The organism is Polymorphospora sp. NPDC051019 (assembly GCF_040683055.1).
Taxonomy (GTDB): Bacteria; Actinomycetota; Actinomycetes; order Mycobacteriales; family Micromonosporaceae; genus Polymorphospora; species Polymorphospora lycopeni.
The window spans coordinates 161698-174242 of the sequence record NZ_JBFBCH010000018.1; the positions used below are offsets into that span (position 1 = coordinate 161698).

The following is a 12545-nucleotide window of genomic DNA, read 5'->3' on the forward strand; positions in this document are numbered from 1 at the left end:
AGCCGGGCCGGTGGTCGGTCCGCCGGTGGCGGATCAGAAGTCCCAGTAACCGGGCTGGGTCTGGACGTTGAGCTCCGGGAACCACTGGAGCTTGGCGGTCCAGGTACGCCAGTCGTTGATCTCCAGTACGTCCAGTCCCTTCTGGATGTCGCTGGAGTAGATGTAGCCGTTGTAGTAGTAGGTCGACCAGGCGCCGCCGGTCACGATGCGGTTCGCGTCGACCGGGCCGCGCTCCCAGTAGCCGATCTCGAACGGCCGGGCGGAGTCGGTGAAGTCCCACACCGAGATGCCGCCCTGGTACCAGGCCTGGACCATGATGTCGCGACCGAGGACGGGGATCAGCGATCCGTTGTGCGCCACGCAGTTCTCGGTCGGGCCGTTGGTCCGCGGGATCTTCCAGTAGTTCTTGAAGACCAGCTTGCGGTTGTCGCCCCGCCCCTCCAGGTGGTAGATCGCGTTGGCGCCGCGGGTCGGGCCGATGGTCGGGTTGCAGGTCGGCGCGCCACCGCCACCGAGCTCGTCGGTGAAGACGATCTTGCTGCCGTCGTTGGTGAACGTCGCCGAGTGCCAGAACGCGAAGTTGGTGGTGTCGCGGACGGTGTGGATCACCCGCGGCGCCTCACGGTTGGCGATGTCGAAGAGCACGCCGTCGCCCATACAGGCGCCCGCGGCGAGGTCCTTCTTCGGGAAGACCGTGATGTCGTGGCAGCCGCTCGTCGTCGAGCTGCCGTTGCCGCCCGGGTTGCCGCCGTCCGGGAAGAGCACCGGGGCCGACAGCACGTGGGCGTCGGTCGGGGCCCGCACCGGCACCTTGACGATCGAGATCAGGTCGTGCGGCGGCTGGCAGTCGGGGAACGACGCGTTGGGGCCGTACGACGAGACGTAGAGGTAGACGTTGCGGTGGTCCTTGCCCGGCACCAGCGTGTGGGTGTGCGAACCGCAGTTGGTCTCGACGGACTTGATGTAGCGCGGGTTGCGCTTGTCCTTGACGTCGAAGATCTTGATGCCCTCCCAGGACGCGGCGTTGCTCGCCGTCTGGGAGACGCTGGAGCAGGAGTCGTCGCTGCGCGACGAGTCGGTCGACAGGAAGAGCAGGTCGCCGTAGATCGAGACGTCGTTCTGCGCGCCGGGGCAGAGCACCTGCGACGTGATCTTCGGCGAGCGCGGGTTCTTGATGTCGTAGATGACGAACCCGTCGTAGTTGCCGACGAAGGCGTAGCGCCCCTGGAACGCGATGTCCGTCCCCAGGGCGGCCTGCGTGTTGAACGGCGCCTGCTTCGGGACGTTGGCGATCTGCCGCATGTTGCGGCTGCTGGCGATCTCGTCGACACCGAGATCGGCGCCGGTCGTGTCCATCGCCGTGAGTTCCTGCTCGGTCAGGCACAGCTCGGCGAAGTCGTCACCCGATCCGACGAGTGGGGCGCACTGGTCGACCGGTGCCTGCGCGTTGCCGGGTACGGCGGCCACGAGGTTGACGAAAAGGAGGGCTGCCGCCCCCACCGCCAAGAACTTGAACTGCCGCGCCCCAGGTAGGGAAGGTTTGTTCATAGCGGCACCCCTCACAGGGATAAGGGATTGATGATGCTGGACACCTTACCGACGACCAGCAGCCATCGATGTGATGCGAGTCACATTGATGACCTTTCGGGAACCAATACACTCCCGACAATCCCCACCCGCACCGGAGGTGCCCGTGACGTCGACGCACCGGCGCACCATCGCCGCCATCGCGGGCGCGGCCGTACTGGTCGTCGGCATCGTCATGGCCGGTTTCCTGCGCGGTGACGGCGACGACACCGGCGCCGCCCGGCCCACCGCGGCCGCGTCGCCGACGCCGGCCGAACCGGCGGCCCCGGTCGTGGTGCCCGGCCGCCCGGGCGAGTCCGCCTCGGTCCTCGCCCCCGACCAGATCCCGACCAACCCGGGCCAGACCTACAACACCATGGACACCTGGTTCCTGCGGATGATGATCCCGCACCACACCCAGGCACTCCAGATGGCGACGCTCGCCGCCGACCGGGCCGAGAACCCGGGCCTGGTCGCCATCGCCGACCGCATCCGGTCCAGCCAGGCCCCGGAGATCCTGGTGATGCGGGCCTGGCTGGAGGCGCGCGGCATCGACGCCGACGCGGCGGGGCACGGTCACCAGAGCGAGGGCATGGCCGGCATGCAGACCCCCGAGGCGATGCGGGACCTCGCCGCCGCCCGGGGCGCGGACTTCGACCGGAAGTTCGTGGCGATGATGATCAGCCACCACGAGGGCGCGATCCGGATGGCCACCGACGTCCTGCGGGCCGGCATCGACGTCGAGGTGGAGAAGCTCGCCAACGACGTAGCCGCCGAGCAGGCCGCCGAGATCACCCGAATGCGCGCCCTCCTACCAACCTGACCCCCACTCCCCGCCCCGCCCGCCCGCCCGCCTCCATGATCCGCGTGATCAGGGACCAGGTCGGGCGTGTCGTCGGCGCGTCGGAGTACAGGGCCCCTGATCACGCGGATCTTCACGAGCCCCCGGATCAAGCGGATCTTGAGGCGACCCCGTCTCCCCGATGCGCGATCATGGAGATGATGGGCCGGATTTGAGGTGGTTTGTCGCGCAAGTTCACCTTGATCGGCGCGACGAGGTGGTGCGGGCGGTCGAGCAGGACCTACGCTGTGACGCATGGGTGCCGTGACGGGTCAGCCGCCGGGGGCCGTGCTCCATCCGGCCCGGCCCGGTCGCGCCGCGCGCGTCATCGGCGACCTCGCCGAGTTGCGCGGTCCGGTCCGCGGCACCGTGGAGCTGCCCGTCCGGCTGTTCTGGGCGCCGGACCGCACCTTCGACCTCGACGATCCCGTCGAGCTGCGCTGGATGTACGAGAACGTGCTGCGCGAGGCGATCCGCGGTGACGAACTGCGCCGCTGGCTCGACGGCAACACCCTCGTGCGGCTGTGGCCGACCCTCAACCTGCCCCGCGGAGTCCGCCGGGCCTGGGAGGGCCGGCACGCCCAGTTGCGCCGCGCGACGTGACCACCGCACCATCCCTGGACCCGATCTTCGCCGACGTCGCCCGTATCGCCCTGGGGGTCGCCCGCCGGCACGGCTTCGCCCTCGGTGGCGGTCTCGCGCTGGTGCTGCACGGCGTCGTGCACCGTCCGACCGAGGACATCGACCTGTTCAGCGATGTCGACGCACCGGTCGGCGCGGCGCGTGACGAGGTGCGGGCGGCGCTCGAGGCGGCCGGTTTCGACGTACGGGCCGAGGAGCCGGACAGCGAGCTGGGCGATCTGTTCCACGGCTTCGACCACGACCTCGCCGACCTGGTCGTCGGGCGGGAGGGTCGGGAACTGCGGCTGACGCTGGGCCGCCTCGACCGGCACCGGGCGCCGGTGGTGATGGACCTCGGGCCGGTCATGCACATCGACGACCTGGTGGCCGGCAAGATCGCGGCACTGGTCAACCGGCGCGAGGTGCGCGACTACATCGACGCGGCCGCGGCGCTGCAACGCTACGACCTGGGCGAACTGCTGGCGTTGGGGCACCGCGCCGATCCGGCGCTGGATCCCGAGGACGTCGTCCGGGTCGGCGCCCACCTGGACGCGATGGACGACCGGCTCTTCGGCCGCTACGGGCTCACCCCGCCCGCGATCGCCGAGCTGCGGGCCAAGCTGGCCGGCTGGCCCCGTCCCGCAGACGCCGCCTGACACCGGGCCGGACCACGCCGCCGGCCGAACCCGGGCGGCGCGGCCGCGATCCCGGCCCGGGCCGGTCAGCGGGCGGTGGCGCGGTAGATCGTGCCCCGGCCGATCTCAGCGGTCGGCCGCAGCGCGTCGAAGGTGGTGGCGTCGTCGGCCGCCTCGTCGAACCGGCGCACCAGGATGGCACCCAGCCGTACGCCGAACGCGCCGACGGCGAGGGCGAGCAGTTCGACGGCGACGAGCCCGCCGTTGGCGCCCCGGTCGGCGGTGCCGGCCCGCATCAGGCACACCAGCACGAACAGCGCGGCCATGCCGGCGTTGACGAGGTTGAACGTGACGACCGTACGGCGGGTCGGGCCGGCCGGCACGTCCCACAGGTCGATCATGCCGGCGACGGCGGTCAGCGCCGCGGCGACCAGCCCGGCCACGGTGATCCAGTAGCTGACCTCGCCCAGGAACGCCGGCCCGCCACCGACGTCGGCGATGTCGAACAGGGTCGCGCACACGAACAGGCCGAGCGGGAACGTCACCAGCATCGGCTGGATCGGATGGCCCGACACCTTCAGACGACTATTCACCGTGACCACTCCCCCAGGTCCGTCAACAGTGCCGTTGCCATCGGTACCCCTGCCAGGGTGGCAGAAACCACCCCGCACGGGACAGACATGCCTGGAGCGTGTATTCGGGCATCACCCGACCGGAGGACGGCCGGCGCCGGGCCCCTCCCGAGATGACGGAAGCGGCCCGGCGTACGTCGTACGGTCAGCGACCGCCGGAGGTGAGCCGGCGGCCGACCGCGGCGATGAGCCGGTCGAGTTCGGACCCGAACGGGTTGTCGTGGACCAGGTAGGTCCAGGTGGCGCTCGGGCGGGTCAGCTCGGACTCGTCGGGCTCCCAGTCGTCGCCGAACTCGGTCTCCTCGAACGTCTCCACGGTGCGTTCCTCGATCGCCGGCATCAGCGCGTTGAACGCGGGCACCGCGGCCCGGTGGAACTCGTCGAGCGGGTCGAGGCGGCCGAGCGCCCGCAGGTGTACGCCCTCGCGCACCTCGGACAACTCGGCGAGGTGCTCGGCCCACAGCCGGTCGAGGTGGTAGAGCGCGATCGACCGGGCGGCCCGGGACAGGATGTCCTCGTCGAGGTCACCGGCCTTCTCCGGGCAGCGGTCGAGCAGCATCAGCGCGGCGACCTCGCTGGTGAGCAGCCGCTCGCGCCGCTCCGCGAGGGCCTTGCGCTGCTGCTCGATCACGACGCTGTAGCGCCAGGTGTTGCGGTGGATCTCGTGGTTGACGCCCTCGGCGATGCGCTGGGCGTGCTCGACGGCGAAGTCGACCTGGTCGTCGGTGACCAGGCCGTCCGCGTTCATCCGCGGCGAGGCCGGTACGGCGTCCGGGGCGTGCCGTACGACGAGGTCGTCCTCGAGGCTGACGAAGAAGACCGAGGCGCCCGGGTCGCCCTGCCGGCCGGCCCGGCCACGCAACTGGTCGTCGACGCGGCGGCTGTCGTGCCGCCCGCTGCCCATCACGTAGAGGCCGCCGAGTTCGGCGACCCGCTCCCGGTCGGACTGGTCGCTGCCACCGAGCCGGATGTCGACGCCGCGGCCGGCCATCTGGGTGGAGACGGTGACCGCGCCGTACGCGCCGGCCTCGGCGATGATCGCCGCCTCCTCGTCGTCGTTCTTGGCGTTGAGGACGACGCACTGCACACCGGCGGCTTCCAGGCCCTTCGCCAGCGCCTCGGACTCCTTGACGTCGAGGGTGCCGACCAGCACCGGCCGGCCCTCCTGGTGGCAGCGGGCGATCTCGTCGATCAGCGCCTCGTCCTTCTCCGCCCGCGTGGCGTAGATGCGGTCCGGCTCGTCGACGCGGATGCACGGGGTGTTCGGCGGGATGACCGCGACCTCGAGCTTGAAGAACTCGCGGAGCTGGTCGCCGACGAGGACGGCGGTCGCGGTCATGCCGCAGACCGTCGGGTAGAGCGCGATGTAGCCCTGGACGGTGATGGTGCCGAGCACCTCGCCCTCGGCGGTGGCGTTCAAGCCCTCCTTGGCCTCGACGGCGGCCTGGAGGCCGTCCGGCCAGCGGCGCCGCTGGGCGACCCGGCCGCGCATCTCGTCGACGAGTTCGACGCCGCCGTTGCGGACGATGTAGTCGACGTCGCGGTGCAGCAGCGCGTGGGCGTGCAGGGCGACGTTGACCGCCGACAACTGGGCGACGTTCTCGTCGGCGTAGAGGTTGATGTCGCCGAGCTTGGCCTCGACGGTCGCCAGGCCGTCACTGGTGAAGGCCACGCTGCGGCCGTCCTCGGCCACCTCGAAGTGCTTGCCGGGGCGCAGGCCCTTGACCAGTTCGGCGGCCGAGTGCACCGGGTCCTGCTCGCCGGGGACCGAGCCGGCGAGCACCATCGGCACCCGGGCCTCGTCGATCAGGATCGAGTCGGCCTCGTCGACGATGGCGGTCGCCAGCGGCGGCCGGACCTTGTCCTCGATGTCGGTGACGAGCTGGTCGCGCAGGAAGTCGAAGCCGGCCTCGCTGACCGCCACGTAGGTGACGTCCCTGGCGTACGCCTCCTTGCGCTCCTCCGGCGTGGACGCCTCGGTGACCCAGCCGACGGACAGGCCGAGCAGGGTGTAGACCGGCTCCATCCACTGCGCGTCGCGGCGGGCCAGGTAGTCGTTGACGGTCAGCACGTGCACCGGGCCGTTGCCGCGCCGGACGTGGCCGTACGCGGCGATGGTGGCGGTCAGCGTCTTGCCCTCACCGGTGGCCATCTCGGCGACCTTGCCGGCGAGCAGCGACATCGCGCCGAGGAGCTGGACGTCGTACGGCCGCTGGTCGAGGCCGCGTTTGGCGGCCTCACGCCCGACCGCGCAGATGTCGGTGAAGCTCTCGGCCTTGCCGGCCGCCTCGGTCAGCTCGGCGTCGTCGAGCGCGGCCAGCTCGTCCTCGCGCTTCTCGATCGCCGGCAGGAGCTTCTCCAGCGGGGCCAGATCGACCGTGGTCCCCGGGCGCTGGAGGAAACGCCGGACCCTGTTCTTCAACCGTTGCGACACACCCATGAGCGGAAACGGTACGCGAAACTTCGCCGGCTTCCAGTCCCCACCTCCGCCGGATCGGCGTGGATCAGGGAACGAGGAGTTGGTGGGTGGCCAGTTCGCGGTAGAGGTCGCTGGATTCGGTCAGTTCGCGGTGGGTGCCGGTGGCGACGACCCGGCCGTGGTCGAGCACCACGATCTGGTCGGCGTCGACCACGGTCGACAGCCGGTGGGCGACGATCAGGAGCGTCCGGCGTACGGCCACCGCGTCGATCGCCCGGCGCAGCGCCGCCTCGTTGCGCGCGTCGAGGTTGCTGGTCGGCTCGTCGAGCAGCAGGATCGGCGGGCCGGCGAGCAGGGTACGGGCGATGGCCAGCCGTTGCCGCTCGCCGCCGGACAGCAGCACGCCGCCCTCGCCGACCTGGACGTCGAGCCCTTCCGGGGCGCGGTCGGCGATACCGCGCAGGTTGACCTCGTCGAGTACGGCGTACATCTGGGCGTCGGTCGCCTCGGGCGCGGTCAGCCGCAGGTTCTCGCGCAGCGTGCCGGCGAGCACCGGCGCCTCCTGCTCGACGTAGCCGAGTTGGGCGCGCAGCGCGGCGCGGGGCAGGTCCCGGATGTCGCGGCCGGCCAGCCGTACCGTCCCGCTGTCCACCTCGTAGAACCGCTCGACGAGGCTGAGCAGCGTCGACTTGCCGGCGCCAGAGGGGCCGACGAGCGCGGTACGGGTGCCGGGGGCCACGGCGAAGCTGACGTCGTGCAGGATCGGCGGCCCGCCGGCGTACCCGAATCCGACCCGGTCGAACTCGAGGGCGGCCCCGGCCGGCGCGGCGGCGGCAGCGGTGCCGGTCGGGACGGCGCCGGGCCGGTCGGTCGCGCCCTCGACCGGCAGCTCGAACATCTCCTCGATGCGCTCCAGCGCGCCGAGGCCGCTCTGCAACTGCGTGTAGGCGCGCAGGGCCTGCCCGAGCGGCAGGACCAGGAAGAACAGGAACATGATGAACGCGACCAGGTCGCCGACGCTGATCGCGCCGTTGGCGACCCGGGCGCCGCCGACGCCGAGCACGAGCAGGAACGAGCCCTGGATGGCGGTGGTGCTGGCCGGGCCGATCAGGGCCTGCAACCGGGCCACCCGCAGGCCCGCGTCGTACGCCTCGGTGGCGCTGCCGGTGACCCCGGCCGTCTCCCGGTCCTCGGCGCGGGAGGCGCGGATGGTGCGGGCGGCGGTGATCGCGCGCTCGATCGTGGAGGTCATCTCGCCGATCCGGGCCTGTGCCTCGCGGGACAGGCCACGGATCCGGCGGGCGAAGACGAGGCCGATGGTCAGCCCGGCGGCCACCCCGACCGCGGTGACCCCGAAGAGCAGCGGGTCGAGCAGCAGCATCGCGACGGTCGCGCCGACCACCATGATCGAGCCGGTGACCAGCTCGAACATGCCCGAGGTCACGACCGCGCGCAGCAGGGTGGTGTCGGCGCCGACCCGGGAGAGCAGGTCGCCGGTGCGGCGCTGGTCGTACTCGGTGATCGGCAGCCGGAGCAGGTGGCCGGCGAGCCGCCGCCGGGTGTGCAGGACGACCCCTTCGGCGGTGCGTTGCAGCAGGTAGTCGCGCAGCCCGGACAGGGCGGCGCCGACCACCAGCAGGACGACGAGCAGGGCGACGACGCCGGCGACCGGCCGGGCGGCACCGATGCCGTCGAGCACGGCCCGGGTCAGCAGCGGCTGGGCCAACGACGCCCCGGCGCCGACCAGGGAGAGCACGGCGACGACCGCGAGGGTGCCGCGGTGGTCACGCAGGTACGGCAACAGGGCCGACAGCCCGACCCGCCGGCCCCCGCCGGCACCGCGCCCGCCGGCCGTCCGACGCACCCTGAGCCCTTTCGTGGCCCCGCCCCGCTCGGTCACGCACCCGCCCCGCTCCGCTCGGTCATGCCGATACGTTATCCGCCTCCCGGCGCCGCCCCGTTCCCCGTGCCGCCTTCCCGCCACCTCGCCCCGATCCGCCGGATCCGTCCGGCGCCGCGTCCGCGATCGCGGCGGACGGTCGTTTGTGACCGGGGCGGACGGGAACGCGTGACCGGATCACGTCGATGGAGGTGAAGCGACATGGTGAGCAGAAGCGGTGCCCCGACTGCCCGGGCCACGATGGCCCGCAGCACGACGGGACGACCGTTGGCCCGTACGTTCGCGGCCACGGCCGGCATAATCTTCCTGATTATCGGGATCCTCGGGTTCATACCGGGCATCACCACGGACTACTACGCCCTGCAGTTCGCCGGGCACCACTCCGAGGCGAAGCTGCTGGGCATCTTCCAGACCTCGGTACTGCACAACATCGTGCACCTGGCCTTCGGCGTCGCCGGACTGGCGATGTCGCGTACGGCCGCCGCCGCCCGCACGTTCCTGATCGGCGGTGGTGCGATCTACCTGATCCTGTGGCTCTACGGGCTCGCCGTCAGCTACGACAGCCCGGCGAACTTCATCCCGCTGAACACCGCCGACAACTGGCTGCACCTCGGCCTCGGCGTCGGGCTGATCGCCCTGGGCCTGATCTCGAGCCGCGGCGCCGGGCAGCGGCCACCGGCCCGCCGCTGACCGCTACCGGCCGCGCCGGCCCGGACGACCCCGCCGCCTCCCGCTCCGTCGGGAGGCGGCGGTCGCCTGCTGGCATGGCCTTTGAGGCCAATGGGTACGGTTGTCGCCGCAGTGGTGGCAGCGGAGGTGGGGGTGGTATGGCGCTCGACGTACGGACCGAGTCCGCCGGCGACGGCAGGGTGGTCGTCCGGGTGCGCGGCTACGTCGACCTCGAGACCGAGGAGCGGCTCGGTCAGGAACTGACCACCGCGCTGTCCCGGTCCGGCGTCACCGAGGTCACCGTCGACCTCGCCGAGGTGCCGTTCCTCGACTCGAGCGGCGTACGCGTGCTGCTCGACGGCCGATCGACCGCCCTGGCCCGGGGCGCCGCCCTCGCCGTACGCGACCCGCAACCCGTCGTCGACCGGGTGCTGCGGATCACCGGCGTCGCCGAACTGCTCGGCCTGCCGCCCGACGGCGACGGCCTGGGAGCCCGGATAGCCCCCGCCTGACCTTTTTCCACCCCGGATGTTTCAACGCCCCGCTAAGGGGTAGGCACGGCCGACTTTTCGCACGGTCGTGGACGGGGTGAGGGCGAATGGCCAGGCAGGGGACGCCGACCGAGGAGCGCGGCCGGACACCGATCATCGTGGCGCCGGGCCGCATCACCGGCTACCCCGGTCCGGTACGGCGCAGCCCGCGCGGCTCCGCGCTGAGCAGACTGCTCGGCACCACCGACGCCAAGCAGATCGGGCTGCTCTACCTGATCACGTCGTTCGGGTTCTTCCTGATCGCCGGCATCATGGCACTGCTGATGCGCGCCGAACTGGGCCAGCCCGGGATGCAGTTCCTCTCCCCCGAGCAGTACAACCAGATGTTCACCATGCACGGCACGATCATGATGTTCCTGTTCGCCACCCCGCTGGTGTTCGGGTTCGGCAACTACGTCGTACCGCTGCAGGTGGGTGCCCCGGACGTGGCGTTCCCCCGGCTCAACGCGCTGGCGTACTGGCTCTACCTGCTCGGCGGGCTGCTCGTGCTCGGTGGCCTGTTCACTCCCGGCGGCACACCCGACTTCGGCTGGACCGCGTACACGCCGCTCAGCGACGCCGCCAACACCCCGGGCGTCGGCGCCGGAATGTGGATCATCGGGCTGGTCCTCTCCGGCCTCGGCACCATCCTCGGCTCGGTCAACCTCATCACCACCATCGTCATCCTGCGCGCCCCGGGCATGACGATGTTCCGGATGCCGCTGTTCACCTGGAGCATCCTGATCACCGCGCTCATGGCGATCGTGGTCTTCCCGCTGCTGGCCGCGACCCTGCTGGCCCTGTTCGCCGACCGCCAGCTCGGCGCCCACGTGTACGACCCGTCGCACGCCGGCCCGGTGCTCTACCAGCACCTGTTCTGGTTCTTCGGCCACCCCGAGGTCTACATCGTCGCGCTGCCGTTCTTCGGCATCATCAGCGAGATCATCCCGGTCTTCGCCCGCAAGCCGCTGTTCGGCTACAAGGGCATGGTCTTCGCCATCATCGCCATCTTCGCCTACTCCATGATCGTGTGGGCACACCACATGTTTGCCACCGGAGTGGTCCTCCTGCCGTTCTTCGCCGGCGCCACCTTCATCATCGCCGTACCCACCGGGATCAAGTTCTTCAACTGGATCGGCACCATGTGGAAGGGCCAACTGACCTTCGAGACACCGATGCTGTTCGCCGCCGGCTTCCTGGTCACCTTCCTGCTCGGCGGCCTGTCCGGGGTGCTGCTGGCCAGCCCGCCGGTCGACTTCCACGTGACCGACAGCTACTTCGTCGTCGCGCACTTCCACTACGTGCTCTTCGGCACGATCGTCTTCGCCGCGTTCGGCGGCATCTACTTCTGGTTCCCCAAGATGACCGGACGCATGCTCGACGAGCGGCTCGGGAAAATCCACTTCTGGACCATGTTCGTCGGCTTCCACATCACCTTCCTCATCCAGCACTGGCTCGGCGCCGCCGGCATGCCCCGCCGGTACGCCGACTACCTGCCCACCGACGGCTTCACCACCTGGCACGCCATCTCCACCATCGGCTCCTTCGTCCTCGGCGTCTCCACCCTCTTCTTCATCTGGAACGTCTGGAAGTCGTACCGGTTCGGCCGCGCCGTCGACGTCTACGACCCGTGGGGATTCGGCAACTCGCTGGAATGGGCGACCACCTGCCCGCCGCCGCTGCGCAACTTCGACAAGATGCCCCGCATCCGCTCCGAACGCCCCGCCTTCGACGCCAAGTACGGCCCACTCGTCGCCGACCTCGGCCGCGACCTCCCGCAGCGGTCCACCAAACCGCCGCAGGACATCACCGAAGAACTCCACCCCGCCCGGCCCACCCCGGCCGACATCGCACCCAGTGCCGAAGGCGCCCACGGCGCCCACGCCGCCCGCGACTGGCACCCCGACCCGCGCTCCGGCGCCCGCCCCGTCAACGTCCCCGACCCCGACGAGGTACGCCGCGAACACTTCGAACCCAGCGAGCCCGACGAACGCCTCATCGGCGACGACCGTGGTGGCAGGCAAGCCAACGAACGCTGGCGCACCGGCCGCCACTCCGACGAGGAAGACTGAGTTAGCTGGCCCCGCCTCCGGCGGGGCCGGCTCGGTGCTAGCTGGCCTCGCCTTCGGCTCGGCTGGCTCGCTCCGCTTCGCGCCGCCCAAGTGCACCGTCTTCGCCCTGCGGGCCGCGACCGCTTCGCGGCGCGGTCCTCGGGCTCCAGACGGTGCGGCGGCGCTCGGTCGACTCGCGACTCTGGTTGCGGTCAACCCTGTCCGCCGATTGCTTCGCCGAACGTCGCGGGTCCGCGACGGTCGCCCGGTAGGACCCGCTGGCGCTCACCCTGACCGCCGCAGCGCCCGCTCGCAGCCCTGACGAAGACAAAAGGGACAACTCCCACGGCAACCTCACACGGGTGCTGCCGGGCGTGACGTTGATCTGAGCGGAAGGAACCTTACCCGCGCCGGATAAGGTCTCTCCCGCCCAGATCAACAATGGCCACCACACGCGGTTCCGACAAAGCGGACACTGGTGGCGGGCGTCGCGACGGCGGTCACCACCGAAGAGCGGGACATTTCAACGAAGCAATCGGCGGACAGCCCTAGACCGCGACCCAAGTCGCGAGTCGACCGAGCGCCGCCGCACCGTCTGGAGCCCGAGGACCGCGCCGCGAAGCGGTCGCGGCCCGCAGGGCGAAGACGGTGCATCCAGGCGGCGCGAAGCGGAGCGAGCCA

The 12545-nt window shown here is 71.0% G+C and carries 10 protein-coding genes; 6 read left to right on the plus strand and 4 right to left on the minus strand.

The features are described from left to right. Window positions 1-33: 33 nt before the first annotated feature. On the minus strand, window positions 34-1548 hold the full coding sequence (locus tag AB0M79_RS27305; protein WP_364218694.1) for a hypothetical protein: 1515 nt from the start codon (window positions 1546-1548) through the stop codon (window positions 34-36). Between the two features lie 145 nt (window positions 1549-1693). Here AB0M79_RS27305 and AB0M79_RS27310 point away from each other — a divergent pair, with 145 nt between their 5' ends. The 3 genes from AB0M79_RS27310 to AB0M79_RS27320 all read left to right on the plus strand — a co-directional run bounded on the left by AB0M79_RS27310 (window position 1694) and on the right by AB0M79_RS27320 (window position 3684). Further along, window positions 1694-2389: a DUF305 domain-containing protein gene (locus tag AB0M79_RS27310; RefSeq protein WP_364218696.1), complete on the plus strand. Its 696-nt coding sequence runs from the start codon at window positions 1694-1696 to the stop codon at window positions 2387-2389. Between the two features lie 282 nt (window positions 2390-2671). Continuing rightward, on the plus strand, window positions 2672-3010 hold the full coding sequence (locus AB0M79_RS27315; protein ID WP_357543923.1) for a hypothetical protein: 339 nt from the start codon (window positions 2672-2674) through the stop codon (window positions 3008-3010). Continuing rightward, window positions 3007-3684 (plus strand): nucleotidyl transferase AbiEii/AbiGii toxin family protein, encoded by a 678-nt coding sequence (locus tag AB0M79_RS27320; RefSeq protein WP_364218698.1) that lies wholly within the window; start codon window positions 3007-3009, stop codon window positions 3682-3684. Before AB0M79_RS27315 ends, AB0M79_RS27320 begins: the two co-directional genes overlap by 4 nt. Before the next feature lie 65 nt (window positions 3685-3749). Here the strand turns inward: AB0M79_RS27320 and AB0M79_RS27325 are convergent, their stop codons facing one another. From AB0M79_RS27325 to AB0M79_RS27335, 3 genes are all read right to left on the minus strand, one after another. Then, window positions 3750-4256 carry a DUF2231 domain-containing protein gene (locus AB0M79_RS27325; protein ID WP_357543895.1) on the minus strand — a complete coding sequence of 169 codons (507 nt, stop codon included), beginning with the start codon at window positions 4254-4256 and terminating at the stop codon, window positions 3750-3752. A 184-nt stretch (window positions 4257-4440) separates the two neighbouring features. Further along, window positions 4441-6735 carry an accessory Sec system translocase SecA2 gene (gene secA2 / locus AB0M79_RS27330; RefSeq protein ID WP_364218700.1) on the minus strand — a complete coding sequence of 765 codons (2295 nt, stop codon included), beginning with the start codon at window positions 6733-6735 and terminating at the stop codon, window positions 4441-4443. Window positions 6736-6799: 64 nt separating this feature from the next. After that, window positions 6800-8578 (minus strand): ABC transporter ATP-binding protein, encoded by a 1779-nt coding sequence (locus AB0M79_RS27335; protein WP_364218702.1) that lies wholly within the window; start codon window positions 8576-8578, stop codon window positions 6800-6802. Window positions 8579-8854: 276 nt separating this feature from the next. On the opposite strand from AB0M79_RS27335, the gene AB0M79_RS27340 reads away from it, so the two are divergent. The 3 genes from AB0M79_RS27340 (at window position 8855) to ctaD (ending at window position 11885) form a co-directional block, all read left to right on the plus strand. Then, complete coding sequence (locus AB0M79_RS27340; RefSeq protein ID WP_364218730.1) at window positions 8855-9304, plus strand: DUF4383 domain-containing protein; 450 nt, start codon at window positions 8855-8857, stop codon at window positions 9302-9304. Window positions 9305-9441: 137 nt separating this feature from the next. Continuing rightward, window positions 9442-9795, plus strand: a complete 354-nt coding sequence (locus AB0M79_RS27345; protein ID WP_364218704.1) for an STAS domain-containing protein — start codon at window positions 9442-9444, stop codon at window positions 9793-9795. Window positions 9796-9881: 86 nt separating this feature from the next. Beyond that, a complete protein-coding gene (ctaD, locus tag AB0M79_RS27350; protein ID WP_364218706.1) occupies window positions 9882-11885 on the plus strand; it encodes a cytochrome c oxidase subunit I in 2004 nt (667 codons plus the stop codon). Window positions 11886-12545 lie beyond the last annotated feature (660 nt).

Bases quoted from the DNA above. Each gene is read 5' to 3' on its own strand.
- AB0M79_RS27305 (WP_364218694.1), bottom strand. From the start codon at position 1,548: ATGAACAAACCTTCCCTACCTGGGGCGCGGCAGTTCAAGTTCTTGGCG.
- secA2 (WP_364218700.1), bottom strand. From the start codon at position 6,735: ATGGGTGTGTCGCAACGGTTGAAGAACAGGGTCCGGCGTTTCCTCCAG.
- AB0M79_RS27340 (WP_364218730.1), top strand. From the start codon at position 8,855: ATGGCCCGCAGCACGACGGGACGACCGTTGGCCCGTACGTTCGCGGCC.
- AB0M79_RS27345 (WP_364218704.1), top strand. From the start codon at position 9,442: ATGGCGCTCGACGTACGGACCGAGTCCGCCGGCGACGGCAGGGTGGTC.
- ctaD (WP_364218706.1), top strand. From the start codon at position 9,882: ATGGCCAGGCAGGGGACGCCGACCGAGGAGCGCGGCCGGACACCGATC.